General features: G+C 69.8%; 27 protein-coding genes and 1 riboswitch. Of the genes, 15 read left to right on the forward strand and 12 right to left on the reverse strand.

Going from position 1 to position 25,181, the window contains the following annotated elements; all coding sequences use genetic code 11:
- Nucleotides 1–38: 38 nt before the first annotated feature.
- Nucleotides 39–638, reverse strand: a complete 600-nt coding sequence (locus HS041_RS26835; protein WP_196443634.1) for a short chain dehydrogenase — start codon at nt 636–638, stop codon at nt 39–41.
- 70 nt (nt 639–708) lie between these two features.
- Here HS041_RS26835 and HS041_RS26840 point away from each other — a divergent pair, with 70 nt between their 5' ends.
- Nucleotides 709–1,686 carry a LysR family transcriptional regulator gene (locus HS041_RS26840; RefSeq protein WP_196443635.1) on the forward strand — a complete coding sequence of 326 codons (978 nt, stop codon included), beginning with the start codon at nt 709–711 and terminating at the stop codon, nt 1,684–1,686.
- 106 nt (nt 1,687–1,792) lie between these two features.
- On the opposite strand, the gene HS041_RS26845 is transcribed toward HS041_RS26840, so the two are convergent.
- Nucleotides 1,793–2,575: an alpha/beta fold hydrolase gene (locus HS041_RS26845; protein ID WP_196443636.1), complete on the reverse strand. Its 783-nt coding sequence runs from the start codon at nt 2,573–2,575 to the stop codon at nt 1,793–1,795.
- 60 nt (nt 2,576–2,635) lie between these two features.
- On the opposite strand from HS041_RS26845, the gene HS041_RS26850 reads away from it, so the two are divergent.
- Nucleotides 2,636–2,986, forward strand: coding sequence for a MerR family transcriptional regulator (locus tag HS041_RS26850; protein WP_196443637.1), 351 nt, complete (start codon nt 2,636–2,638; stop codon nt 2,984–2,986).
- 981 nt (nt 2,987–3,967) lie between these two features.
- On the opposite strand, the gene HS041_RS26855 is transcribed toward HS041_RS26850, so the two are convergent.
- Nucleotides 3,968–4,318 (reverse strand): cupin domain-containing protein, encoded by a 351-nt coding sequence (locus tag HS041_RS26855; RefSeq protein ID WP_196443638.1) that lies wholly within the window; start codon nt 4,316–4,318, stop codon nt 3,968–3,970.
- Between the two features lie 708 nt (nt 4,319–5,026).
- On the opposite strand from HS041_RS26855, the gene HS041_RS26860 reads away from it, so the two are divergent.
- Both HS041_RS26860 and HS041_RS26865 read left to right on the forward strand, forming a co-directional pair.
- Nucleotides 5,027–5,671 carry a serine hydrolase domain-containing protein gene (locus HS041_RS26860; protein ID WP_196444333.1) on the forward strand — a complete coding sequence of 215 codons (645 nt, stop codon included), beginning with the start codon at nt 5,027–5,029 and terminating at the stop codon, nt 5,669–5,671.
- Between the two features lie 74 nt (nt 5,672–5,745).
- A complete protein-coding gene (locus tag HS041_RS26865; RefSeq protein WP_196443639.1) occupies nt 5,746–6,090 on the forward strand; it encodes a hypothetical protein in 345 nt (114 codons plus the stop codon).
- A 139-nt stretch (nt 6,091–6,229) separates the two neighbouring features.
- Here the strand turns inward: HS041_RS26865 and HS041_RS26870 are convergent, their stop codons facing one another.
- Nucleotides 6,230–7,012 (reverse strand): transposase family protein, encoded by a 783-nt coding sequence (locus tag HS041_RS26870; protein ID WP_196440820.1) that lies wholly within the window; start codon nt 7,010–7,012, stop codon nt 6,230–6,232.
- Between the two features lie 595 nt (nt 7,013–7,607).
- Here HS041_RS26870 and HS041_RS26875 point away from each other — a divergent pair.
- The 3 genes from HS041_RS26875 (at nt 7,608) to HS041_RS26885 (ending at nt 10,151) form a co-directional block, all read left to right on the forward strand.
- A complete protein-coding gene (locus HS041_RS26875) occupies nt 7,608–7,898 on the forward strand; it encodes a hypothetical protein (RefSeq protein ID WP_196443640.1) in 291 nt (96 codons plus the stop codon).
- A gap of 752 nt (nt 7,899–8,650) precedes the next feature.
- The gene (locus tag HS041_RS26880; RefSeq protein WP_196443641.1) at nt 8,651–9,019 is read left to right on the forward strand and encodes an Mth938-like domain-containing protein; all 369 of its coding nucleotides are present in this window, start codon (nt 8,651–8,653) and stop codon (nt 9,017–9,019) included.
- 138 nt (nt 9,020–9,157) lie between these two features.
- A riboswitch (guanidine-III (ykkC-III) riboswitch) is annotated at nt 9,158–9,225 on the forward strand.
- An 11-nt stretch (nt 9,226–9,236) separates the two neighbouring features.
- Nucleotides 9,237–10,151, forward strand: coding sequence for an MBL fold metallo-hydrolase (locus tag HS041_RS26885; RefSeq protein WP_196443642.1), 915 nt, complete (start codon nt 9,237–9,239; stop codon nt 10,149–10,151).
- 226 nt (nt 10,152–10,377) lie between these two features.
- Here the strand turns inward: HS041_RS26885 and HS041_RS26890 are convergent, their stop codons facing one another.
- The gene (locus HS041_RS26890) at nt 10,378–12,549 is read right to left on the reverse strand and encodes a hypothetical protein (RefSeq protein WP_196443643.1); all 2,172 of its coding nucleotides are present in this window, start codon (nt 12,547–12,549) and stop codon (nt 10,378–10,380) included.
- A 127-nt stretch (nt 12,550–12,676) separates the two neighbouring features.
- Complete coding sequence (locus tag HS041_RS26895) at nt 12,677–12,817, reverse strand: hypothetical protein (protein WP_196443644.1); 141 nt, start codon at nt 12,815–12,817, stop codon at nt 12,677–12,679.
- Between the two features lie 318 nt (nt 12,818–13,135).
- On the opposite strand from HS041_RS26895, the gene HS041_RS26900 reads away from it, so the two are divergent.
- On the forward strand, nt 13,136–13,477 hold the full coding sequence (locus tag HS041_RS26900) for a cupin domain-containing protein (RefSeq protein ID WP_196443645.1): 342 nt from the start codon (nt 13,136–13,138) through the stop codon (nt 13,475–13,477).
- Between the two features lie 81 nt (nt 13,478–13,558).
- On the opposite strand, the gene HS041_RS26905 is transcribed toward HS041_RS26900, so the two are convergent.
- A complete protein-coding gene (locus HS041_RS26905) occupies nt 13,559–14,503 on the reverse strand; it encodes an adenylate/guanylate cyclase domain-containing protein (RefSeq protein ID WP_196443646.1) in 945 nt (314 codons plus the stop codon).
- Nucleotides 14,504–14,750: 247 nt separating this feature from the next.
- On the opposite strand from HS041_RS26905, the gene HS041_RS26910 reads away from it, so the two are divergent.
- A complete protein-coding gene (locus HS041_RS26910; protein ID WP_196443647.1) occupies nt 14,751–15,350 on the forward strand; it encodes a phosphoribosylanthranilate isomerase in 600 nt (199 codons plus the stop codon).
- A gap of 160 nt (nt 15,351–15,510) precedes the next feature.
- Here HS041_RS26910 and HS041_RS26915 read toward each other — a convergent pair whose 3' ends face one another.
- Nucleotides 15,511–16,596, reverse strand: a complete 1,086-nt coding sequence (locus tag HS041_RS26915; protein ID WP_196443648.1) for a flavin-containing monooxygenase — start codon at nt 16,594–16,596, stop codon at nt 15,511–15,513.
- Nucleotides 16,597–16,661: 65 nt separating this feature from the next.
- On the opposite strand from HS041_RS26915, the gene HS041_RS26920 reads away from it, so the two are divergent.
- The 4 genes from HS041_RS26920 to HS041_RS26935 all read left to right on the forward strand — a co-directional run bounded on the left by HS041_RS26920 (nt 16,662) and on the right by HS041_RS26935 (nt 19,356).
- The gene (locus HS041_RS26920) at nt 16,662–16,994 is read left to right on the forward strand and encodes an ArsR/SmtB family transcription factor (RefSeq protein WP_196443649.1); all 333 of its coding nucleotides are present in this window, start codon (nt 16,662–16,664) and stop codon (nt 16,992–16,994) included.
- Between the two features lie 187 nt (nt 16,995–17,181).
- Nucleotides 17,182–17,718 (forward strand): hypothetical protein, encoded by a 537-nt coding sequence (locus HS041_RS26925; RefSeq protein WP_196443650.1) that lies wholly within the window; start codon nt 17,182–17,184, stop codon nt 17,716–17,718.
- Between the two features lie 369 nt (nt 17,719–18,087).
- On the forward strand, nt 18,088–18,681 hold the full coding sequence (locus HS041_RS26930; protein ID WP_196443651.1) for a dihydrofolate reductase family protein: 594 nt from the start codon (nt 18,088–18,090) through the stop codon (nt 18,679–18,681).
- 216 nt (nt 18,682–18,897) lie between these two features.
- On the forward strand, nt 18,898–19,356 hold the full coding sequence (locus HS041_RS26935) for a TSCPD domain-containing protein (protein WP_196443652.1): 459 nt from the start codon (nt 18,898–18,900) through the stop codon (nt 19,354–19,356).
- Between the two features lie 60 nt (nt 19,357–19,416).
- Here the strand turns inward: HS041_RS26935 and HS041_RS26940 are convergent, their stop codons facing one another.
- Nucleotides 19,417–20,121, reverse strand: coding sequence for a DUF4386 domain-containing protein (locus HS041_RS26940; protein WP_196443653.1), 705 nt, complete (start codon nt 20,119–20,121; stop codon nt 19,417–19,419).
- 139 nt (nt 20,122–20,260) lie between these two features.
- On the opposite strand from HS041_RS26940, the gene HS041_RS26945 reads away from it, so the two are divergent.
- Complete coding sequence (locus tag HS041_RS26945; protein WP_196443654.1) at nt 20,261–20,935, forward strand: TetR/AcrR family transcriptional regulator; 675 nt, start codon at nt 20,261–20,263, stop codon at nt 20,933–20,935.
- Nucleotides 20,936–21,047: 112 nt separating this feature from the next.
- Here the strand turns inward: HS041_RS26945 and HS041_RS26950 are convergent, their stop codons facing one another.
- Complete coding sequence (locus HS041_RS26950) at nt 21,048–22,295, reverse strand: GAF domain-containing sensor histidine kinase (RefSeq protein WP_196443655.1); 1,248 nt, start codon at nt 22,293–22,295, stop codon at nt 21,048–21,050.
- A gap of 510 nt (nt 22,296–22,805) precedes the next feature.
- Nucleotides 22,806–23,762 carry a cyclase family protein gene (locus HS041_RS26955; RefSeq protein WP_230879812.1) on the reverse strand — a complete coding sequence of 319 codons (957 nt, stop codon included), beginning with the start codon at nt 23,760–23,762 and terminating at the stop codon, nt 22,806–22,808.
- A 240-nt stretch (nt 23,763–24,002) separates the two neighbouring features.
- Here HS041_RS26955 and HS041_RS26960 point away from each other — a divergent pair, with 240 nt between their 5' ends.
- On the forward strand, nt 24,003–24,236 hold the full coding sequence (locus HS041_RS26960; RefSeq protein WP_196443656.1) for a hypothetical protein: 234 nt from the start codon (nt 24,003–24,005) through the stop codon (nt 24,234–24,236).
- Between the two features lie 89 nt (nt 24,237–24,325).
- On the opposite strand, the gene HS041_RS26965 is transcribed toward HS041_RS26960, so the two are convergent.
- Nucleotides 24,326–25,153 carry a hypothetical protein gene (locus HS041_RS26965; RefSeq protein ID WP_196443657.1) on the reverse strand — a complete coding sequence of 276 codons (828 nt, stop codon included), beginning with the start codon at nt 25,151–25,153 and terminating at the stop codon, nt 24,326–24,328.
- Nucleotides 25,154–25,181: the final 28 nt, after the last annotated feature.

Consider the following 25,181-nt stretch of genomic DNA (forward strand, 5'->3'; position numbering starts at 1 on the left):
CGCCGCTCCGTGCCGCTGGTTCGCCGCGAAGGTTTTTCCTACGGAAGCGTATAGACCTGGCCGGTCTGTGCGCCTTCGATCGAGCGGACGTAGGCCGCGGTGACGTCGGCGAGGTCTACCGGCAGGAAGCCGGGGAAATAGCTGCCGTACTCCTTGAGGCTCTCGGTGAAGATCGTGGGACTGACCGCATTGACACGTTGCGGGGCGATCTCGATGGCGGCCGCCCGCACGAACGCCTCCACCGCGCCGTTGGCCATGGAGGCGGCGCTCCCCGTGACGACGGGATCGCGTGCCAGCACACCGGTGATCAGGGTGAAGGAGCCGCGTTCGGCGACATGGGAGACGCCCTGGCGCACCAGCTCGATCTGGCTGAGCACCTTGCCCTGGAAGGCGTCCTGGTAGTCCTGGGGCGTCATCTGCTCGAGCGGCTTCCACGGGACGTCGCCGGCGGCGCTGACCACCGCGTCCACCGTTCCCGCCGCGGCGTACAGGGCCGTGATCTGCGTCGGATCGGCGATGTCGTGGCGCAGGTCGCCGCCGCGGCGGCCGACCGTGAGGACTTCGTGGCCGCGCCCGGCCAGCGTCTCATGCAGGACTGTGCCGAGCTTCCCGCCGGCCCCGATCAGAAGGATCTTCATACTCGCGACCCTATGGTGCCCTCTCGGGCAGAGGGAAATGCCTTTCAGGCGGCATCTATGCTTGGCACTCATGAATGTGGAGCTGCGTCACCTGCGAGCCCTGGCAACGATCGGAGACGAGGGCAGTATCACCGACGCCGCGACCGCCCTGCACGTCAGCCAGCCCGCTCTCTCGCGCACCCTGGAGCAGTTGGAGAGCCGCCTGGGCGTCCGTCTGGTCGAGCGCACCACCCGCCGCCTCGCGCTCACCGAGGCCGGGCGCCGCCTGTGGGAACACGCCCACCGCATCCTCGCCCAGGTGGACGCGGCGCTGGACGAAGCGGTCACCGGGGCGTCGCGACCGCTGCGTGTCGCCTTCGCCTGGGCGGCTCTCGGCCGCCACACCGTACCTCTGCTGCGCGCCTGGCGTGACCGGCACCCCGAGACCCCGGCACAGGTGCGACGGGTGGACGATCCCGAGGCCACCCTGCGGCGAGGCGAGGCCGACGTGGCCTTTCTGCGCACCGCGCCCACCGGTGACCCCACATTGGCGTACGCCGCTGTCACCAGCGAGGGACGCCTGGCGGCCGTGCCCGAGACCGACCCGCTCGCCGAGCGCGAGGCTGTGCGCCTGGCCGACCTCACCGACCGGCCCGTCGTCCTGTGCTCCACCGCCGCCACCACCGGTGCCGACCTGTGGCCCCGGGCGCGGCGCCCCCGAACCTTCCAGGTGCCGGGTGTGGACGAGTGGCTGACCGCCATCGCCACCGGGGAGGCCGTCGGCGTGACCACCGCGGCCACCGGCTACAGCCACCCCCACCCCGGCGTCCGCTACCTGCCCCTCGCCGACGCCGCTCCCGTCACCGTTCACCTGGTGTGGCCCAAGAGTCCGGGTCACCCCGCGACCGACGACTTCCGCCGGCTGGTGCGCCAGCACCTGGCGGCCGCACCGGCGACGACCGCCGACGCCGACGGAGGAGGTCCCGCAGGCCCGTGTGAGACACCTGCTCGCCGCAGTGGCACGGAGACGATCTCCGGTGCACGGCGGGGTCCTCTCCACCAGGCGTAGAGAGGACCCCGCCGACCCGATGCCGAGCCGCGTTCTGTCCCTTCGGCGCCCTCCCGGGTGCCGCACGTCGCGGGTCGACGACCCGCGACGGGATCTCCCCGCTTCCTCAGAGCCCGTGCTCGACCAGGAACTTCTCAATCAGCCCCTGCCACTCGGCGGGCTGCTCGGCCATCACCACGTGCCCTGCGTCCACCTCGGCGTAACGCGCCCCGGGGATATGGTCCGCCAGGTAGCGGGAGTTGGCCGGGTCGACCAGGATGTCGCGGGTCGCCGCGATGACCAGCGTCGGCACCGTGATCCCGGCCAGGTCCTGCCGCGTGTCGGCGGACCGGCCCAGGGCCGCCTGCTCCACCACCCCGAGCGGCAGCCCGGCGGGGCCCAGGTCCAGCAGTTCGGCGAACTGCTCTTCGGGCAGTCCATTGAGGAACTCGACGCTGAAGCCGTTGACCGTGCGCATCCTGGCGAAGCCCTCGGCGTCGCCGCGGTTCAGCAGGTGCTCCCAGAGCCCCAGCGACAGGTCGATCTGGTTGTCGGCCTTGGCGAAGCCCGCCGTCAGCACGAGTCCATGTACCCGTTCCGGGTGACGGGCCGCGGCCCGCACAGCGACGGTGGTGCCCAGGGAGAAGCCGATCACGGTGAAGGTCTCCACCCCGGCGTTGATCGCGCAGGACACCACCGCGTCGGCCAGCTCGTCCAGGGTGAAGCCTGCGGCCGCCCGGGGAGTGGCGCCCGACCCCGGGTAGTCGGGGCCGACGACGGTGTGGTCCTCGGCCAGGACAGGCAGCAGCGTCCCGTAGTTATCAGCCACGCTGCCGCTTGCGCCGTGTGCCAGCAGGATGCCGGGTCCAGAGCCGATGACGGTGGTGGCGAGATCAGGAATCTTCTTCATGCCCAAGAGGTTGAGGCTTCACATCGGTGTGAAGGTCAAGTCCTCTATGGAGGGAATGTGATGCGGATCGGCGAGCTGTCCCGACGGACCGGGGTCAGCACCCGTTTGCTGCGCTACTACGAGGAGCAGGGTCTTCTCCACCCCGAGCGGGACGGCAACGGCTACCGCCGCTACCGGCCCGAGTCCGTCGAGCGGGTCGGGCGCATCCGCGAACTGCTCGCCGCAGGCCTTCCCACCACCACGATCCGCGATTTCCTGCCCTGCGCCGAGAACGGGCCGGGGCCTTCCGGCTGCGCCCGCTACACCGACATGCTGGACTCCCATCGCTCCCGCCTCGCCCGGGACATCGCCGAGCTCCAACGCCGCTACGAGGCCCTGACCGTCTACACCGCCGCTCTGCGCTCAGGCTGAGGAGCGCCGTACCGCGTGCTCGTGATCGCGCCGCTTCACGGCGCGTACGGCGGGAGCCGTACCCGGGATCGCCCCACGTGATCTGTATGCCGGTAAGCAGTCGCTGTTTCACGTGAAGGGCCGGCAGTGTGATGCTGATATCGAGCGACATATCCGGGTATCGGGGTGTGTTAAATCCCGGCTCATCATGTCCGGGAGCGGCCCTCCCAAGGGTCGGCTCGCCTGGAACGACACGGCGGCCGCCCCCGACGGGAGCCGCCGTCCGGATCCTGATCCGGCTTCTTGCGGTGACGCCGCGATCTCACACGATGACGAGACCGGTCATCGGCCAGGCGGTCTCTGATCGCCTGTGACCACCGGGTGTGACCAGACCTCTCGGACCCACTCGTTCAGCTGGGCAGGGCCTCGCGCACCGGTGAAGGGCGGGAGGAAGCGCGGTGACGACCCTGCCTGCGGGCCACGCGTCCACCCGGAAGGCCGGGGGACTGCGGCGGGGACGCGGCTGAGGACGGCAGGAGTGCGCTTTCCAGCCACTGCATGACCATCAGGCCGATCAACGCCAGCAACGGAATGCCCAGGATCGCGAGAATGGGAAGTCACCTCCTGCGGTCGGTGCCGCCGCGCGGGCCGCGTCGGCGGTAGACGGGCTCGACCCTGTGCGCCCACGGCGGCACCGGCCGGACCCGATGCCACCGACAGCGGCGGCCGCCGACGAGGCCGGTCTGACGCCTGCTGAGCGCACCGTGGGAATTTACTCGCGCCGAGTTATGTCTGCTTCAGTCGCTTTCCCTCCGTACCGGCTGCTAATCATGCGATCATCAGTTGGGAGTCCGTTCATTCATGGATCGTCCTCTGCTGCGGATTTTGTGAACGGGACGTGCGTGCCGGCGCGTCCGGCCGACCCGCGGACCGCCGCACCGGAACCGGGCAACCTGAACGGGGCCTCCGAGAGTGCCCCGGCCCAGGCGCCTTGCTGATGCGTCAGCGCGGCAGATTGATCGAGTACGCCTTGCGCAGCGTCTCGTGCACCGTCCAGGTGGTACGGTCGCCCTCACGCAGGACGACGAGATCTCCCGGTCCGACCTGGAGCGTCGGCCCGTCTTCGATCTCGATGGTGGCGCGGCCGCTGATGACGACGAAGAGCTCGTCGGCTTCGGTGTCGGTGACCACGCCGGGTGTGATCTGCCAGATCCCGCGGATTTGCCGTCCGTCGGCGGATTCCCACAGCGTCTTGCCGGAGACCTGGGGAACGCCGGAGACGATCTGATCCGGGTGGAGGGGATCCGGCTCCAGGTCGGCGTCGGGGATGTGCACGCGGAAGCTGTGAGTCATACGTCGAATTCCAACCCGAATGGTGTCAATTATCTGGTTGAAGGTAGCACCCGCCGGATCACACGCTGAGAGCAGGCCGAGCACACCGGGAAAACCGCGTCGACTCCGGGTGGCCGGACACCTCACGCCTTGGCTTCACGGCTCAGCGCAGTGTGAGAAGCCCGCGGCCGTAACAGACCTGAGCCGGTGAGGCCGTAGACGGCCGCGGATCAGGGTGCGTAACCGATGATCGCGCCCGTTGGTTTCCCGCAGGTCGTTGGTGCAAGGCGGTGGTCGTCGAGATAGACGCCACAGGCACAGTCGAGTGCTTCTTGCGCTGTGCCGACGGGGTGTCCACTGGGCAGGACGAGTCTCGGCGGCTTTCGCACAGATCGACCCCGGAGGGAATCGGACGGTTTTTCGGCGTCAGCAACGGCCGGGGGCCTCGTACTGTGTCGTGGTCAGCCGGCCGGGGCGGGCGGCGATGGTGTAGGCACCGGCTTCGTCGTTCCGGAGCGCGAGCGGATCGGTGATGTCCGGACAGCGCTCGGCATGTGCAGAGCACCGGTCACACGGTTCATGGGCCAGCCCAGGGCGGTGGCCAGTTGATCTGCGGTGAGCGGCTTGCCCGCGTGCACGAGCGCGGCCGGCACGGTCAGCGCGTCGTCGGCGGTTTCCGCTCGTCAGCCACGTGCGCGGCCTTGCCGGGAAGTGCGACGGTGAAAGGCGCTGGTTCGGCTCGGCGGGCGTGGCCGACACCGCGACCGGGAGGGTGCGGCTGCCGCCGACCGGTTCCGCATCGGGAGTGCCACCAAGACGTTCGTGGTCACCGTGATGTTGCAACTCGCCGCCGAGCACGTGCCGAGCCTGGACGACACCGCGGAGGAGCGGCTTCCCGGCCTGGTTCACGGCAACGCTCACGACGGCAGCAAGATCACCATTCGGCGGCTGCTCGGCCATACCAGCGGGATAGCCGACTACCTGCGTGACCAGGAGGCGGTCAACCGTTACGAAAGCCCCACCCCCCGGCAGCTCGTCCAGGTCGCGATGTCCCATCCGGCCTCGTTTCAGCCCGGTGCGAGCTGGGAGTACTGCCAGACCGATCGGCTGCGGCACGGTAGAACAGCACCCGAAGCTCCTGGCTGGGATGGGTCTGGTCGTGGTGATCAACCCATCCACCGGGAGCTTCTCCACGTCGTCAGACGAACGTCCGACTCTCGATCACGCTGTGACCGGAGAGCCGCCGCCCGGGGACGAAAGGGTTCAACCACCCAGCCGCCCGTAAACGATCCAGGATTTGGCGTCGCGCAGAGGCCGGACGACACCGCACCGGCTTCTTTTGTCGGTGAAGGCTCCTACGCTCCTCGGGTATGACGGGAGAACTGGGAGCCGATGGACTGCCATCGGATTCTGGCCATGAAGCAGGATCGGTCAGGCAAGTAGTGGAAATGCGGAGCGAATCCACAAGAAAGCGGGTCACGGCGACCGAGCGGCAGGCCCGGTTCGCTCGGGACAAGGCCGCGAGCTGCCACTTCGGTACGGTCGGCGCCACAGCCACCATCACCGCCACCTTCGACAAGCGCACCGAGCTCGTCCACCGGAGCACGTACCTGGTGGACATGACCGAGCAGCGCACCGGCGCCAAGCTCAAGACCTTCACCACCGGCGCCTGGATATGGGACCTGGAGGAGGGCCGGACCTTCACCGCCACGGCCGCCATCGACAAACACGGCAGGTTCCGGGGCGAGCGCTATACCGTGATCAGCAACGTCCGCATCAAGAAGGGCGAGTAGCTCCCGCCCGAGATCCGTACCGACCCTTGTGGAATGGCAGGCCGGGAAGTGTCATCCCACGTCCATGGGGATGAGGCGGGGCCGGAGCGCCTGCTGGACAACCGCCGGCGGCAGGATGAAAAGACTCAGTGAATGCATTTCATCCTCGGGCGCCCTGAGCAACACGGTGGTTCTGTAGGACGGCGATGGCCTTGACGAGGTGGCCGGCTTTGCTGGGGCTGCAGCGCAGCTTCCGGAGGATTCTCCATGACTTGAGCTGCGCGTTCGCGCGCTCGCCGGGTCCGCGGAGCTTGGCGTGTGATCGGTTGGCCTGCTTCTGGGACTGCGGCTTGTTGCGGCCTTTGTACGGGGTGATGACGACGGTGGCCTCGGCCCCCTGGTAGCCCTTATCGGCCAAGGTGAGGATCCCTGCCTTCTCCAGTTCGCGCAGGATGCCCCATACTCTGGCCGCGGTCAGGTCGTGCATGCTGCCCGGCATCGCGCCGGAGGTCCACAGGATCGTCCCGTCCGGGCCCGCGATCACCTGCACGTTCATGCCGTGGATTCGATGCTTGCCGGAGAAGTAGGGACGGTCGGCCCGCACGCGGTCGGTGTGGATGAGCGTGCCGTCCAAGATGAGGTGGGTCAGCCCGTCCTGCTTGGCTTTGCGTAAGGCCTGGGTGAGCTTGGGCGAGCGTGCTGACAGCAGCATGACGGTCTCCTGCACGTACCGCCAGGCCGTCGTCGCCGACACGCCGAATCCCGCGCTGATCTCGGCGAACGTCTCATCTTTGCGCAGGTGGATCAGCACCATCAGGGCCTGCTGGCCGGGGTTGAGTCGCCGCCAGATCGATCCGATGGCCTTGCGGTGGCGGCGGATGAGCCCGGCGACGTAGTTCAGCGTTGAACGCGACAAATCGACGGCAGCACGGTAGAACAGCACCCGAAGCTCCTGGTTGTAGCGGGCGTTGGTTGTGGTGATCAACCCGTCTACCAGGAGCTTCTCTACTTCCGAGGACGAACCGTCAACTCGCGATCATGCCGTGACCAGCGGCCCGGCCCTCAGGGATGAAATGGGTTCAGTGTGTTCGACGAACAGGAAGAACGCCGAGGAGTTCGCGGAGAGGTGTGAGGAGCTCCTTGAGGACGTCTCCGATGGCTGTTCCTGGCGTTCTGTAAGCCGCCAGGCCCCGACCGGGGCCGGCGATCCAGGGCTGTGCCAGGTCGTGGTCGCACTCGTCACGCCTCGACATCAACCACTATCGAGTTACGTATGGGGTTTACGCAACCAAAGGGAGAGGAATCATTACTACAGTAACGCCTGCGTAGTAACTACTGCAGGGGCTCGCGCGCAATCCAGTCGCGTGATACCCAAGCGGCGGCCGTTTCGCAGGTGAACCCCCAGAACGCCAGAAGGGGACGAGCTGGCGTTCAAAAACCGGATCGTGCCTTATACGTGATTCGGTGGATTTGTCGCTGATGGCAAGTTCCGGGGGTTGTGTCACACGATAGAGCCCCCGGAAACCGGGAGGTCCTCTATGCAGTCCTCGTTCATCGCCACCTCGGCCGCTGCTCCCGCCCTGTGGGTTGTCATCGCCGTGCTCCTGGGCATCATCGCCGCACTCGTCGCGGGCATCCTGTCTCAGTGGGCCGGCGGCACCCGCCCCACGGTGCTCACGTGGGGAGCCAGCACGTTCGCTGGAACGGTCACGCTCGCCCTGGCGATCATCACCTTGCTGCACGCGTTTTCATCGGTCAGCCCGCAGGTCTCCCAAGGTGACGCGACCGTGCTGAACCGTCTGCCGCCGAGCGTCGTCCTTCAGCCGTAGAAACGCAGCGTGAACTCCAGCCGTTCGCCGGGCCGGACCACGCCGTAGGGCATCGCTGCTCCTTGATCAGGTCGTCGAGCAGGTCCACCGGCTCGCGCCCGCCCCTGTCCATGCCCGTCGGAATCCAGCCGTCGCGGCCCCCGACCGAGGGGAACGGCGACACACTGACGAACCCGGTGCCGCCGCCGGGTCCTCGAACGCCTCGACGGTCAGTGAGGTTTTCTCGGCGAACCGATCCCTGCGGCGGTGTGCGGTTCGGCTCAGTGGGCGGTGCCGTCCAGTCGAAGGAGCCGTCCGGCCTGACGACGTAGCCGTCCAGCGACACGGCCATCGAGTAGGTCACGCTGCGCATCGGAAGGCCTCCTCGGTAACGGTTCAACGGCGCGACCTCCGGACGCCGCAGAACTGATCGCGGCTCGCGGGATCACCCAGCAGACGGTGTGCGCGCCCACTGCGGTCGCGTGGACGGCCCGGCCGAGATCCAGGCCAGGATCGGGCCCGGCACGCCCCCCGAACGCATACCGCGGAAGGCGTGACCTTCAGCGCGATCCGCTCGCGAGCGCGATGTTCTCGTCAGAGCCGGGGTCTCCTCGTGGTGACCGGCTCGCGACGTCTTCGGTGCGCGTCGAGGAGGACCCAGGACGGCGCGGGCGCCCGCTCTCCCCGCTCGCACGCGGGCCGTACGCGGGCCGTACGCGGAGACACCGTCCGCGCAGTAGCCTCTGATCTCAGACGGGCAACCGGAGGCTGTCATGGACGTTCGATCCCCGCTGATCACCCACGTCTCCTGGGGCCGCATGGTCGTCGAGGGAATGGGCGACGGCAAGGACTTCAAGCTCTATCCGGGGGGCGGGCGCGCCTGGGACTGGAACGAGACCGGCACCCGGCACACGCCCGGGATCCAGCCCGCCGACGTCGAGGAGCTCCTCGACCGAGGCAGCCAGGTGATCGTGCTCTCCCGGGGGATGCGGCTCGTCCTCCAGACCTGTCCCGAGACGCTGGCCATGCTGAAGGAGAAAGACATCGAGGTCTTCGTCGAGGAGACCACGGCGGCCGTCGAGCGCTACAACCGGCTGGCGGAGACCACGGCTGTGGGCGGGCTCTTTCACTCGACGTGCTGAACGGTGCCTCTGAACACCGGCTCGCCGGCCACGGCGACAGGGTGCGGTTCTCGGAGCACCTCAAGGACTGACGAGCCGGCGAGTGCTGCCGGGGCCTCTCGTTGACAGCGGCCCGGTCCCTCTGTGTAACCTCTCCACCCGGAGGCACATGAGCGCCTGCCCCGGACGAGACGAGCGCCGTACCCGGCACGCAAAGACGACGCTCCGAGGAGACGTCATGGGTACGAACGCGCAGCAGGCCGGTTCCACATCCGAGACGCCCGGGGTGCCGGAGACCCGCCCGCTGGACGTCTGCTGGATCCACGGATCACCGTCGGCCAAGCACAACACCGATCCCGACATCCAGGTGCACGCCTACGACGAGCACACGTTCATCCTGCGGCAGAACATGGCGGTCCACTACGAGGCGCCGTTCATGTTCCTGATGTTCGGCGACGCCCGGGCCGTGCTCGTCGACACCGGAGCCACCGCATCCGCCGAGTTCTTCCCGCTGCGCCGGGTCGTCGACGACCTGGTCGGCCGGTGGCTGGCCGCGCACCCCCGCGACGGCTACGAGCTGCTCGTCCTGCACACCCACGCCCACCACGACCACGTCGCCGCCGACGCCCAGTTCGCCGGGCGCCCCGGCACCGTCGTCATAGGGGCCGACAGGGAGAGCGCCTGGGAGCATTTCGGGTTCGCCGACGACCCCGAGCGGGTGGCCCGGGTCGACCTCGGGGGCCGGGTGCTGGAGTGCCTGGCCACCCCCGGCCACCATGAGGCCGCCGTCACGTTCTACGACTCCCGCACCGGGTTCCTGCTCACCGGCGACACGGTCTACCCGGGACGGCTCTACGTGCAGGACTGGGCCGCCTTCGGCAGGACGATCGACCGCCTGATCGAGTTCGCCGGCACCCGGCCTGTCACCCACGTCCTCGGCTGCCACATCGAGATGACCCGCGAGCCGGGGGTGGACTACCCCGTCCTCACCACCTACCAGCCGGACGAGCCTCCCCTGCAGATGACCGTGGACCAGCTGCGCGACCTCCGCCGGGCGATCGGCGCCGTCGGCGACCGGCCCGGTCGGCACGTCTTCCCCGACTTCATCATCTGCCGCCGGGACACCGCGTACGGTTCCGACGCCGCCGGCTGACCCCCGCCGGCAGTGTTTCCCGGCATCACCGAGCCGGCCGTCTCTTTCGCCTCCTCCGCGATCGGCCTGGAGGGTTCGCGCGGCGAGGAGACACCGCGGGTGCCGGAACACCGTGGGCGCTCGCCCGGCAAACGCGAGGCGCCGCGGTCGGTCTCGGCCCGGCAGAGCACCGAGACCGGCCGGCAGGCCGAGCGGACCCCAGGAGCGCCCTGCCGGGCGCGGACGGTCAGGCCTTGTGCGCCTCCAGATACAGCCGCCGGTGCTCGGCCTCACGCACTTTCTTGATCAGCGGTGTCACGTCACCCGCCGGCTGGGCCGTCAGCAGGTCGGCCTCCTCCCGCAGCCGGTCCACCGAGTCCTCCACCGCCGCGGTGATGCGGTAGTCCGCTCTCCAGCGGTCGGTGCCCTCGCAGGTGAGCTCCTCCTCCAACTCGTCGGCCACCGTGCGCAGCCGCGCCGCGATCTGCCTGCGCGCCCGCCGGCGCTCCTCGGTCAGCAGTTCCAGAGTGGTGCCCAGGGCCTTGGCGTCGAAGGTCTGCTCCATGCCCGCCTCCAGGCTCTCGCCATGGCCGCCGCGGTCGCCCGCGTCCACCGTGGCGAAGGGCAGCAGGTTGCGGAAGGTGAGGTAGGAGGCCGCCGACTCACCCGTCGTCGCGTCGGTGAGCGTGTCGAAGGCCGCCTGGAACATCGCCTTGAGCTGGCCGCCCTCCAGCTGCGCCAGCGGCAGGTATCTGTCGAGCTTGACGAGGTCGGAGGCCAGGTCGCTCTCCACCGCCGCCTCCAGCCCGTCCAGCCCGTCCTCGTCGGTGGCTTTGCCGCGCAGCAGCTTCTTGACCGCCGTGCTCTGGATCACCCATGCGGTGGTGTGGCAGCCCATGCCCGCCACCCCCGCCGGGGCGGGCGGGCGGCCGTTGACGTCGGCGCCCTTGCCCGCGGTGAAGGTGACCACCAGCGGGTCGCAGGTGTCGTCGGTGACCCACCCCTTCGGCTGGTCCACCGCGGGCAGCTTCGGCATCTTGTCCAGCTCCGCCTTCAGCGCCGCCAGCAGCTTGACCCCTGCCTCCATGCTGAGCTTGGGCTTGAGCTTCGGGTACAGCACCGCGATCTGCGCCGTCAGCTGCTCCATCGCCGCCTCGGCGGGGGAGGGCGCCAGGAACCCGGAGCCGGCCACGCTCATCGGGTAGGCGATCGAGCACAGCCGCTGGTGTTCGTGCAGCAGATGCGACGTGATCTTGACGAAGCGTTCGGCGGAGTCGTTGGCCTTGGTCGTCTCGCTCTGAGTCTCGGCCTTCGACAGCGCCAGATACTTGTTGATCTGGTTCTTGTAGTACTCGATGGTGTCGGCTTCGGCGAACACCATGTTGGCGGCGACGTTCTTGATGGTCTGCGCCGCTTTGAACAGATGCTGCTGAGATCCGGCTCCGCGCAGCCGTTCGCTGATCGCCTTGGCCTGCTGCTCGATCCCGGCCTGGTCCAGCACGAAGGACTTGCGCTGGTTCAGGTGTTTCATCAGCTGTACGGCCAGCATCCCCAGTGTCCGGCTGTCCTTGCGGGGCTGCAGCGCCGCGTCCTGGCTGAGCGCGTAGTTCAGACCCGTCTCCCGCAGTGCCGCGTCGAAGGAGAACATCCGCCACAGCGCCGCCTTGACCGTCGCCGGATCCGGCGGCGCCGGGGCAGGCGGCTCCGGTTGCAGGATGACCGTCCCGGTCCGGGTCAGCGTCGCCTTGCCCGGCTGCACGGGCTGGGTGGGGGCCTGTTCGGTCTCCATCTCCTCGCGCTTGGCGGCCTGGGTGACGTAGTAGCGCTCGCACTGCATGATGATCTTGCGGTAGTGCGCCTCCGCCGAACCGGTCGAACGATCCTTGAGATTGCGCACGGTGGCGTAGGGCGTGTAGTTCACATATGCCAGGTGATGGGCCAGCGCCGGACCGAGCGCCGCCGTCATCTCGTCGGCCCGCCCCGCCACCATGCCCTTCAGCGCCTCGTCGATGTGCGTGCGCGTGCGGAAGTCGGAGTCCTCCAGCCTCAGCACCCGCGCCTCGTAGTCGCTCAGCCATTCCAGCATCTTCATCTGCGTGCTGGTGGCGTCGGCCATCCACCGGGTGGCCTCGTTGTGGGTCTTCTGCAGCCACACGACCGCATCCTCGATCGGCATGCCGTACAGCTCGGCCTTGATGACGTCCAGATGCACCGCCCAGGCGACCGTGTGATCGCCCATCCTGCTTCCGTACGGCGACGGCGTGCGCGGGCTCGGGCTGATCTGCACCCGCCGGACGCTGTTGCCGGCCAGGAGCACCGCTGGACGCAGGTGCACCGCCGGCAGCCCTCCGTGCTCACGGGCCCGCATGCCCGCATCTTCCTCCATCGAGATCTCGTCGTCTTTCCTGGCGCGCTTCATCGCGCCCCCTCCCATGAGTGGCAGACCTCACTTCTCCTCCCTCACCTGCCACTGCACAAGACTTAACGTCGAAATCAGGCGATACGGTCTTTGGAGCGCTCCATTACGGAGTGACCTCGACGTCCCTTCACCCGGAGACGGTCGTCGAGCCGGCGGCAGATCTCCTCGACGGGGTGATGGTGCGCAGGTCGTCCGGAACGCCGTCGGGGCGCATGACGTGGCTGCGAATGCCGTCGCGGACCCCGGCGACGCCAGGCGGTGGGGGCATGCATGGTGTTTTGCCTTCGTATGCCTTGCTGACAGAGGAAAACAAGTGCTTATAGGGATGTAGAGGGAGTAATGCCTTCTTGGAAAGTGTTACTCCGGCGGCCCTGAGGGCAGGTACCCGGCATGCAGGGTGAAGGGGCGGCAGGGAAGGCCGCTTCCGCCTCGGGGCCCGCGGGCGCCGCTGTGAGGGCGGCATTCCGCAGATGCCTGCGGGCTCCGATCAACCCTCCTGCGCGGCCCTGCGGTCGCGCTCGCCGGGATGTCCCGGCGGCCGTGCCCCGCTGCCTGCCGGGCCGGCCTTGCCGGTATGGTCGTCGCCATGCAGATCATCAAGGGCGCGGGGGAGTGGGTGCAGCCGGCTGCCGGGGCTGCCAACGACTGGGTCGAGCATCTCAAGGTCCCCGACCTGTCCGTTGGGACGTACTGCATCCCGGCGGGCGGGGCCGACGACCAGAGCCCGCACACCGAGGACGAGATCTATGTGGTGACCGCGGGCCGGGCCCGGATCGTGACGGCGAGCGGTGAGGCGGAGGTCGGCCCCGGCGCGGTGATCTTCGTCCCGGCGGGTGAGGAGCACCGCTTCGCGGACGTCACCGAGGACCTGGCGCTGCTGGTCGTGTTCGGCCCGGCCTACGGCTCGCGCGCGGACTCGCGACGCTGATCCGTATCCCGCGAACGCGGCTTGCCGAGAGGGGCATCCTGGCTCATCCCGGCGGCCGGACGTGCCCGCGCTGCGGCCCGGTCAGCTCCTGGTGACGGTGGAGGGCGCCAGCTCGCCCAGTCCCCGCACGGTGAGACGGTCCACCGGCCGGAGCGCGAACGCGTCGTCGCCCGTCAGCTCCTCCGCCATCGCGGGATCCACCAGCACGGTTCCGGCGGCGGCGAGGGAGGTGAGCCTGCTGGCCAGGTTGACCGTGGTGCCGAACACGTCGCCCATGCGGCCGATCACCTGGCCGATCGCGAGCCCCACCCGCAGCGCGGGCATGCTCCTGGACCGGGCGTGGACCTCCACGAGCCGCAGGGCGATGTCGGCCGCCGCGGCCGCGGTGTCGGCGACGAACAGCACCGAGTCGCCGAGCGTCTTCACCACCCGGCCCTGCGAGGAGGTGACGACGTCGGTCGAGCGGCTCTCGAACCGCTCGACGAGACCGGCCAGTTCCTTCTCGGAGATCTGGCGGCTCAGCCGGGTGAACCCGACCAGGTCGGCGAAGCCCACGGCCAGCCGTACGGTGCCCGTCTCCTGGTCGACGACGCGCCCCGCGGCGGCGGCCAGCTGCCGGCGCCAGGCGTAGACCAGCAACCGCTCCAGGTCCGGCACCACCCGGTCGGCTCGCGTGCGCCAGGCGCCCGCGCGTTCCTCGCGGGGGACCCCGGCCTGGTCGAGCGTCTCGATGCCGAGTACGGCCTGCGACTCCGCGAGCCGGGCGGTGGCCCTGCCCAGCGACCGGGTCACCAGGAGCGCGTGCTCCTCGTCGTAGATCCCGTCGCGCACCAGGCCGACCAGCATCTGGAGCGCCTCGACGTCGGAGTCGGTGAACTCCACCGCGTCGTCGGCGACGTTGGCGAAGCCGAAGGCACGCCAGAACCGCCGCGCGCGGTACATCGGTATGCCGGCCATCGCGGCCACCTGGCGGCTTGTGTAGCGGCGGTGCTGTCGGAGGAATGCCCCCACCAGTTCGTCGGTCACCGTATCCTCGACCGTCGTCAGCTCTGCCCCTCCGGCCCCGTGAGGGGAATCGCACCATACATCCTGCGGGACGCCGGATGCCAGAACAGAACCGTCCGGTCGGTCTGCGCAGGGTGGAAATCCCCGTCCCACCGCGGGTCCCGGCCTCCCGCGGCCGCCACGCCGTCGCAGAGGGCGCCACGGCCTGGCGGCCGCCCCGGTGCCCTCCCCTCCCGCCAGGCAGGGCATTGCCGCTACCCTGCGCAGGGTGTACGTGAAGATCTGCGGGCTGCGCGAGCCCGAGCATGTGGCGGCCGCCGTCGAGGCGGGTGCGGACGCGGTCGGTTTCGTCCTCACCCGAAGCCCCCGGCGGGTCACCCCCGAGCGGGCGCGTGAGCTGGCCTCGGCGGTGCCCCCGCACGTGCTGACCGTGGCGGTGTTCGCCGGGGAGACCCCCGAGCAGGTGCGGGCGGCCACGCTGGCCTCGGGAGTACGCGCCGTCCAGCTGCACGGCGACCACCCGCACGGGGACTTCACCGCGCTGCGCGACCTCGGCGTCACGCTGGTGCGCGCCGGGGCCGCGGGCGTGGACCTGCGCTGCGGCGCCTTCGGCGAGGACCTGCTCATCGTCGACGCGCCCCGGCCCGGCTCGGGTGAGCCGTGGGACTGGGCGGCGGTGCGCGGGCGCCCGTCGGGCCGCTGGATGCTCGCCGGGGGTCTCGACCCGTCGAACGCGGCCGGGGCGATCGCCGCGGCCCGCCCCTGGGGCGTGGACGTGTCGAGCGGGGTGGAGACCGCGCCCGGCGTCAAGGACGCCGGGCTCATCGGGGACTTCGTCGCAGCGGCCCGCGAGGCCGCCGCGGGGTGACCCCGGATGCCCTCCGGAGGCAGGAGCGGCGAGAGCGGAAGCGGCCCGGGGCGGCGGGGCCCTCACCGGGCCATCGAGGAGGTCCCGGGCCGATCACACGGCCACCGCCCAAGCGGGTGCCGCAGGTTCGAACAGCCGGGGCTCGACGGGTGCCCGCCCCTCACACCCGGGCCCGGCTGCGCCCGCCGCGGCGGATCCGGAGACGGCGGGACAGGTGCCGGACCAGGTACGCGGCGTCGCGGCCGACGCCGCGCAAGGTGTTGGAGGAGGGGCTGCGCTGCCACTCCAGACCCAGGAAGGCCAGCCCGGGGCGGGAGACGGACAGGCCGCCGCGCTGGCGGGGCCGGCCGGTCTCGTCCAGGGCGTCGAGCCCGTCCAGGTAGGGAAGGTGGGGCCGGTACCCCGTGGCGAAGATGACCACGTCGACGTGTTCGCGGGATCCGTCGGCCCAGACCACCCCCTCGTCGGCGAAGCCGGTGAACATCTCCTTCCGCTCCATGCGGCCGGAGGCCAGGGCGCGCCGGTAGCGGCCGTCGTCGAGCACCGGCACCCCGGGCGGAGAGCCGACCAGTCGGGCCGGGAGGCGGTCGAGACCGGTCACGGTGAACCAGAAGTGCAGGTCGCGTCCGAGAGGGCGCTGGTCGACGAAGCGGATCGGGGCGCGGGTGGCGAGGGTGACCGTGGCGGTGTCGGCGAGGTCGTGGGCGATCTGGACGGCGGAGTTGCCGGCGCCGACCACCACGATGCGCCGTCCGGCGTACGGGGCAGGGGCGCGATAGGCGGCCGCGTGCAGGATCTCCCCGGTGAAGCCCTCCCGGCCGGGGAGTGCCGGCAGGTACGGGTTGCCGAAGGAGCCGCTGGCGGCGATCACCGCAGGCGCGGGCAGGGCGGTGCCGTCGGCGAGCTCGACGGTGAAGCCGCCGCCGTCGGCCCGCACCTGCCTCACGCGGGCGCCGGTACGGATCTCAGCGTCCAGCCGGGCGGCGTAGCGCTCCAGGTAGGCGGTGACCTCGTCGCGGTGCGGGTAGCGATCCGGGTCGCCGTCGAAGGCAAGGCCGGGCAGGGCGCTGTAGCGGGCCGGGGAGAACAGGGTGAGGCTGTCGTAGTAGGCGGGCCAGGAACCGGCGGCGCGCAGGCCGGCCTCCAGCACCAGCGGCCGCAGGCCCGCGCCTCGCAGGGCGTGGGCCGCGGCCAGGCCGGACTGGCCGGCGCCGATGACGGCGACATCGAAGGCGGAAGTGCTCATGCCTCCAGATCGTATCGTCAAATCTAGAAATGACAATATGATGTGGGTGGGGTGATGCTATGACCATGGACACCAACGGGATCGAGTTGACGGACGCGGCGCGCGGGCTGCTCAAGGCGCTGGCCAGCGACACCCGCCAGCAGATCCTCATGCTGTTTTCCGGCGGGATCGAGCTGACCGTCAACCAGGTCGCCGAGCGGATGAACCTCGCTCAGTCGGCGGCCTCCACCCACCTGGCCACCCTGCGCGACGGCGGGGTGCTGGCCTCCCGGCGGGAATGGAAGACCGTCTACTACCGGGCCGACCCCGGCCGCATCGGCAGGGCGCTGGGCGACCTGCAGGCGTGCCTGCACGCCTGCTGCCCGCCCGCCGACTGCTCGCCGGACACCTGCACCTGAGAACGGGGCTCCCCGGCCGGGGTCCGGCGGATGTGCTCACCGCGTCGATCGCTGAGTCGGAGACGGTGCGGAGACCCGGCGGCGCCTGATGCGGGCGGGGGCGCGGGCTGCCTGCGGGACGACAATGACGTGAGTCGTCCGTCAAGCATGTTTACTCTCTGCTATAAGTCAGTAGCTAGGAGTGAACATGTGGAGAATGGTCATCGCCGTCGCCGCAGTCCTTGTCGCGGCGGCCTGCTCCGGCACCCCGCCCATCCCGGACACCTCGGCCGGGACGCCGGGTGCGGGCACTCCCGCCGCCTCTCCGCAGACCTCCGGCTTGGGCTCGTTGCCGTCGCCCGCCCCGGTCCCGACCACGGGCCCGGGATCGGTCTGCCATGACGAGGACGTGCGCACCTTCCTTCGCGAGATCGCGACGCATTCGAGTGAGAGCGGCCTGGACACCGACGCGCCGTTCCGCGAGTGGCTCACCGTGCTGCGCGACGCCGCCCCGGCCGCCGCCGGGCCGACTCTGGAGCACATCCAGCAGGGCATCACGGCGTTGGAGGCCTACAGGAGCGCCCGGGCGGGCAGTGCGGCCGCCCACGCCCACGCCCGCACGCTCGTGGCCGCGGCGGCCGAGCTGGCGGACACCTGCGGCCTGTCCGCGGAGTACACCATCACCGTCCCGGATGAGGCCGGGCCGGAACGGACTCGCCGGCCGGCGCCGGAGCCGACCCCCTAGTAATGCTTCGTCGGCCGGTTGCGGCGGTCGTCGACGGCAGGCCGGGCGCCGGCCGCCCATGCGCCCGAAGGGCCCCACCGCGCGCGGAAGCGGCAGAACATCCCCGTCGTCCTCCTCCGGCGAGGAAACGCATCCAGATCATTCCGGAGCGAAGCCGCTCTCTGCTCACGGTTGTCCAGAGGTGAGGATTCCGGTTCTGGGCAGGGTCCTCGAAGACGGGCAGGAAGCAAGGACTGCCGGACCCGAGTGATATGGACAAAGCGGGCGCGCCCGTTCCTGATCTCTCTCGGAATCCTGGCTGCCGGAGGGACGGGGCACGGAGGGCGCGATCAGCGGGCCCGGCCCTGGAGAACGTCGGAGGAGAACACGGTGAGGAAGATCATTTTTGCGATGTCGGTGTCCCTCGACGGCTTCTTCGAAGGGCCGGACCACGAGCTGGACTGGCATCTGGTCGACGACGAACTGCACGACCACTTCAACGAGTGGCTCGGCGCGATGGGCGCCTTCATGGACGGACGCCGCAGCTATGAGCTGATGGCCGAGTTCTGGCCGACGGCCGACGCCGACCCCGAGAGCACCCGGCCCATGGTCGAGTTCGCCCGCATCTGGCGGGACATGCCGAAGATCGTTTTTTCTCGGACCCTGGAGAAGGCCGACGGGAACACCACCGTGGTCCGGGACGTCGTCGCCGAGGAGATCCTGGAACTCAAGGCGCAGCCCGGCGGAGACCTGGCGCTCGGCGGAGCCGAACTCGCCGCGACCTTCATGCGGCTCGGTCTGATCGACGAGTACCGGCTGTATGTCCACCCGGTCGTCATCGGGCGCGGCAAGCCGCTGTTCCAGCCGTCCGATGCCAGGCGTGGTCTCCGGCTCGTCGAGACCCGGACCTTCGGCAACGGCGTCGTCCTTCTCCGCTACCAGGACCCCGCCGTGATCAGCGGGGCAGGCGGGGAGCCCCGCTGATCACCACTGGTCGGAGCCCTGTGCTCTCTTCGTGTCGGCGGGCACCCGCCTCCTCTCCCACTCCTCCTTGCGGGAATCGCCGCCCGCCGAGGCGCTGCCCGGCTCCGGCCGCAGGGGCTGGTCCGGGCCGCAAGAAATGGTGAACACCGAACAGGCGGGGCCGGTGTGCGGCATGATGCGGCGAGCACATCCCCGACCGCCCCAGGAGGCCCCGCCATGTCACCCGTGCTCGCACCCCGCCCCAACGGCCGGCACGGCACGACCCGCAGGTTCGAGGTCGGCGGAGCGCAGGGCTACCTGATCACCGCGACGGCCGCCGACGGCAGTCTCGCCGAGGTGGTGGTGCGGCTCGGCAAGCACGGCTCGACGCTGATGGGGCTGTCGGACGCCCTCTACAACATGATCAACGTCGGGTTGCGGTACGGCGCGCCCATCGCCGACATCGTCCAGCCGATGCTGGAGACCGCCTACGAGCCGCGCGGCATGACCAACGACCCCGAGGTGCGGACGGCCTCGTCCATCACCGACTACGTGGCGCGCCGCCTCACCCTGGACTTCGTTCCCTACCCGGAGCGCCTCGCCCTCGGCGTGCTGACACCCGACGAGCAGGACACCCTCGCGACCGCGGGCCGGGCGGTTCCGCGGCAGAGCGCTACGGCGCCGGTCATCGTGTGAGGCGTGCACGCCCAGCACCCCGGAGGCCACCGCGAACACCCCTGGATGATCAGCGGCCGCTCATCGTAGCGCCGGTGACGCGTCGCCGGCCGGTCCGTCGCGGTCGAGGCTCCGTCCCGCGGGAAACCCTCTCGCGATGAGCATCACCCCCAGCGCGACCTCGAACAGTCCGCCCGGAACCGACAGAGCCAGGCCGATGCCGTAACCGAGGACCTCGGCGATCGCCCCGGCCAGGAAGACGGCGTAGCCGGCCAGCCCCCACAGCGCCATGAACGCGGGCACCAGCCGTTCGCGCAACAGGACGCGGCAGAACAGCAGGCCGGTGATCCCCAGCGCGATCATGGCGATCTGGTAGCTGTAGCGGTTGCCCTCCTTCGCCACCCGTCCCAGCGCCTCCAGGACGGAGGCGTCGGGGGCGCCGGCATCGGCCCACTCCCGGGCGAGTGGCACCACAAGCAGCAGGAAGACGACTCCTGCGGCCAGCATCACGGCCTCGATCGCCCTGCCCATCAGGTACGCATAGGCGGAGATCTCGTGGCGCGACTTCAGCACGGGGAAGGCCAGCACTCCGATGCCGGCCACCGCGACGGAGTTGATCAGCATCAGCAGCGCTCCCGCCGATATCCGTACCTGATGGTCGAGCACGCCGGACAGAGTGCCCACGGCGCCCGAGCCGGACTCGACCAGGGCGCTGCCCCCGCCGTAACCGACGAACGCCAGCAGGAGCAGGGCGCCTACGGCCCGTCCGATGGTTCTTTCTGACATGGCTCTTCTTTCTGCGTGAGAGGTGGCGGGGCGCGGTCGTGCGCGAACCGGTTTCCTTCCGCCATGACGAAACCCTCTTCGTACTTAGTACGGGACGGTATCGTACTAAGTACGAAATGGCCATCGCCCGGGAGATGAAGTGTCGAAGACGGTCAGCGGCGGTTCTGAGGAGCGTGCTCCGCTCAGCCGGGAACGGGTGCTGCGCACCGCGGTCGCGGTCGCCGACGCGGGAGGGGTCGGGTCGTTGACGATCCGCTCGCTCGCCCAGGAACTCGGCGTCAAGCCGATGTCGGTCTACCACTACGTCGCCAACAAGGAGGAGATCCTCGACGGCATCGTGGATCTCGTCTTCGGTGAGATCGACCTGCCCTCGGCCGACGGTGACTGGCGATCGGAGATAAGCCGGCGCTCGGCCTCGGCCCGTCGCGTGCTGCGGCGCCACCCCTGGGCGCTGGGGCTCTTGGAGTCGCGGACCGCCCCCGGTCCCGCCACGCTGCGGCACCACGACGCGGTCGTCGGCGTCCTGCGCCGGGCGGGTTTCTCGGTGGAGATGACCGCCCACGCGTATGCCCTGATCGACAGCTACGTGTACGGCTTCGCGCTGCAGGAGGCCGCTTTGCCCTTTCACGGCCCGGACGGCGCCGCCGACGTCACCCGGCCGATAATGCGGGGGTTCTCCGCCGACGAATATCCCCATCTCGTGGAGATGGCGACCGAGCACATCCTCCGGCCCGGGTACGACTTCGGTGACGAGTTCGAGTTCGGGCTCGGTGTGATCCTCGACGCCCTGGCTCGGTCGCACCCGGGCCGATGACCCCCGAGACCGGGTTGCGGTGACGGGGGGCGTGGGCCGCGCGTGTTCGACCGGGCGGTTGTGGAGATCCGGTCGCAGCGCACCCGGCCGGTGCGGGCACCGCGGCCTCGTGTCAGTGTCCCGGTTCTCTTTCCCCTGCCGGTGCTGGTGCCGGTGCGGGAAGGGCCAGCCGGACCCGGGTGCCCTCACCCGGGCGGCTGTCGATGTGCACGCTGCCGCCGTGTATGCGCATGATCTTCTCCACGATGGGCAGCCCCACGCCGGTGCCGCCGATGCCCTGGTCCTCGGCGGTACGGGTGCGGTAGAAGTCGTCGAAGACGCGCTGCAGATCATCCGGTTCGATGCCGATGCCGTTGTCGCGGACCTCCACAGCCGGGGCGGGGTCGACGGTGACGGTGACGTCGATGCTCCCGCCGGGCGGGGTGAACTTGACCGCGTTGTCGAGGACCTGCCACAGCGCGTGCTGCAACCGCCCGGCGTCGGCGTGGATCGGTGCGCGGACGGGGGCGTGCAGGGTGAGAGTCTGGCCGCCCGCGCAGGCGGTTTCGGCGATGTCGTCGACCGCGGCGCGGGTGATGGTCACCAGGTCCTCGCCGTCCGGGGTGAAGGCCAGCGTCTGGGCGTTGAGGCTGGACAGCAGCAGCAGCTCGTCCAGCAGGGTGCGCAGCCGCTGGCTGTTGCGGGTGACGACCTGCATGAACTGTTGTTCGGTGGCGGGCGGCAGGTCACCGTCCTGCATCAGCTGCAGGTAGCTGGTGATGGAGGTCAGCGGGGTGCGCAGCTCGTGGTTGACGGTGCGCAGGAAGGCGTTCTTCAGCTCCTCGGCCTCGCGCAGGCGGGCGATGACCTCCTCGGCCTGGCGGTGGTGGTGGCGCAGTTCCAGCAGACCGGTGGCACAGGAGGCCAAGGTGGCCATCGCCCGGTGGCAGGAGGGCTCCCAACGGCGCGGCCGGTGGTCGAAGACGCACACCACCCCGACCGGCACGTCATGGCTGGTGATCATCGGCGCGCCCAGGTAGGCGCGCACGTACGGCTCGCCGGCCACTACCGGGTCGTCGCGGAAACGCGGCTCGGCCAGCGCGTCGGCCACCTCCACCACCTGGCGGGTCTCCAAGGTGTGGGGACAGAACTCCACCCGCCGGCTCATGTGGGCAGCGGTGGTGCCGACGTGGCCCTTGAAGTACTGCCGGTCGGCGCCGATCAGGTTGACCAGCGCGATCGGTGCCCGGCAGATGTGCGCGGCCAGCTCGGCGATGGCCTGGAAGGTCGGTTCGACCAGGACGTTCAGGGCGTCGAGGTCGTCGAGTTCACGCAGGCGCGTGGCCTCGCTGTGGTCGTGGTCTGCGATTCCTGCCGCCATCGCTGGTCACCGGCTTTCCGCGGGGTTTGACGGGCCGGACACGGCCCGTTCCGCCGGCCCTGACCGTCTCCCCGCCGGGCCATGACCGCGGTACCAGAACACCGGCAGTATCGGATGACCCTGCAGTAACCCAGCAATTAGACCCTATGCCGTGAAACGGGTATTTCACCTCTTGTTCCGGGCAGGATACGGCAACGGCCGGCATTGCCCGTCGCCTCATCGGTCGTCTCCCGCCCTCGCGGGATCCCTCGGTGAACCTTTCCCGGTGAGCCTTGATCACGCCGGGTAGCCCCGGGCGGGCCTCGCATCCAGGCTGCAGGCACGCGTGAAGCCCTGCTGATCGGTGCCGCGTCAGGCCGCATTCGCCCTCTTGACGATCCTGCGCAGGCGCTCGTCGGGGGTGTGGCGGTTGCGCCAGCGTGTACGGCGTGGCGTGTCCTCGCCGACCACGACCGCGTTCCAGGTGCGGGCCGGGTCCTTCCTGGCGTCGGCACCCCTCGTGAACCGCGGTCAGAATGTGGCGATCGGGTTGACCGGACTGCCGGACGTACCGGCGAAGCGGACAGGGGCGACTGCGAGGTGGAAATCCCACTGGCCGAGCTCGGCAGCCGTCGTCGCGCACGCCTCCAGGTCGCAGTTGTCGAGCATCCACAGGCCCATGGCGACGAGGCTCACGGCGTGAACCGGCATCAACACGTCTTCGTACCCCGATGGCTGGACATCCTGGGGGGTGTCAGCGCCGATCAGCGCGACCTCCCGTTCGTGCAGCCACGGCAGGCAGGACGCGTGCCAGCCGGCCTGCGTGAAGCCGCTGGCCGCACCGGTCTCGTGCCGGACGCGGCCATAGCCGGTCCGCAGGAGTACCGCATCGCCGGATCGCACCCGCACACCCTGGCGACGCTCGGCCTCCTCGAGATCGTCGGGGAACACACCCTGCCCCGGTTCCAGCCACGGCACATCGCGGACCCCCGCAATGTCCAGCAGGACACCACGCGTGATGATCCCGTTCGCCGCCGCCGTGACGGCCGCCCACGCCGATCCCGTTGCGGCGTCGACCGACGAGTGCGACCGCCCGTTGTACATCGTGCCGTCCCAGAAGATGTGGCACGGCGAGTCGACGTGGGTGAGGGTGTTGCCGTGGAACGTGATGCCGAGCCGCTCGGACGAAAAGCCCCAGCGCCGGTCGTCGCGGAATCCGGGCACCGGCATGTCCTCGGCACCCGGCATGTCGGCGGCGCACGGGCACGTCGTCGTCGACCGCTCCATGTCTTCCGGTGCGGCGACCTCCCATGCGCACGACACGCTCCTGCCGTGGCGCACGGCCCGCGCCGCCGCCAGCCGGACGTCGTCGGTGATGTGGTTCAACGTGCCGAGCTCGTCGTCGTCGCCCCACCGTCCCCAGTTCGACAGCGTGTTGAAGTACTCGAGCACGTCGTCCTGTGTGGGCATCGGTCGCGCTGCCGTCATCCCAGCATCGACTCCTCCGGTCACGTGGTTCGAGGCACCGCAGGCAGGGTATCCCGCCCTCTCCTTTCGACAGGACCTCGCCGGGGCCGGATCGCCCGGATCGCCGTCGCGGCCCTCGTCCTGCTTCAACTGGAGTGCGGACGGACCGTGTAAGGCGATCGCGTACCGCCGTGGGCGGGTACGGGGAAGGTTCAGTGACCGCTGTCCTGTCTCGCCGGGGGTGAGGCGGTCTCATCGGTCATGCTGGTGACCAAGTCGAACCTCCTGCGCGAGCGGATCGTCAAGCTCGCCGCCGAACGTCCTCTGGCCGCCCTCGCCCTGCTGTCTCAGGTGGAGAGCTGGCAGCGCACCCTGCTCGACCAGGCCGTCGCCGGGGCCCGGGAGACCGGTGCCTCCTGGGCGCAGATAGGGGAGGCGATGGGAATCTCCAAGCAGAGCGCTCACGAGCGGTTCAGGGCGCATGTGAGCTCATGATCCAGTCCGCCGGCCGCCTTCCGGTTCATCGGCGGCCGGCAGATGTGCCGGACCCGGTTCCAGAGCCGGGCGCCCCCCGCGGTCCGGGGTCAGGCGTTGACGGCGCCGATGCGCTTCAGCCAGTTCTTGCAGTAGACGCAGGCGCCGCGGTCCTGCCAGCCCGGACTGGTCTGTTTGCCGTTCCACTTGCCTCCGGGATGCCACACCCGGGCGTGGAAGACGAGCGCGTCCTTGGGAATCTGTTCGATCGAGGCGATGTGCGCGCCGGGGCCGTTCAGCCAGCGCTTGAGGGCGTCCACCTCGGCGCACGCCTCCGGCGGCCACTTCTCCGACCGGGTGATGCCGCGGACCAGCTCCCCGATGAGGGCGGAGGTCGGGTGCAGGTGCATGTCCTGGCCGCTGTAGCCCTCGAACGTCACGCCGGGGGAACCGATCACGGCCAGGCCGCAGACCACCCGGCCCACCGGGTCATCACCCGGCCGGTTGCTCAGCAGGCCACCGCTGTGGCGTCTGCAGATGTTCATGGCGGTCTGCGTGGCCGCAGCCTTGGCGTCGTTGACCTCTTTCAGCGCGGACGCCTCCTCCTGGCGCTTACGCTCAACCGTGTCCTTCGCGGTCTGGTTCTTGACATAGGCGTCCCAGGCGCCGTTGTCGTAGCCGTCGGCCAGCCACTTCTGGAAGCTGGTGACCGCGTCGGCGGGGGTCGTCCGATCCGTGGCGATCGCGCTCTCGTAGTTGTTCAGTTTGTTTCGCAGGGTGCCCATCGCGTCCCGGTCGAAGCCTGACTTCGGGGTGTAGTTGTCGTCGAGAGCGGCGACCTGGCCCTTCCTCCGGCGGAACCACTTCATGACCGTGTCACGGTCATGCGCGGCGGGGGCGTCAGTGAAGAACTGGTAGGGCTCCATTGCCATCGACATCGGCGTCAGCCTTCCGTCGGACCGTTCC

Source organism: Planomonospora sp. ID67723, from assembly GCF_015711605.1.
Lineage (GTDB): Bacteria > Actinomycetota > Actinomycetes > Streptosporangiales > Streptosporangiaceae > Planomonospora_A.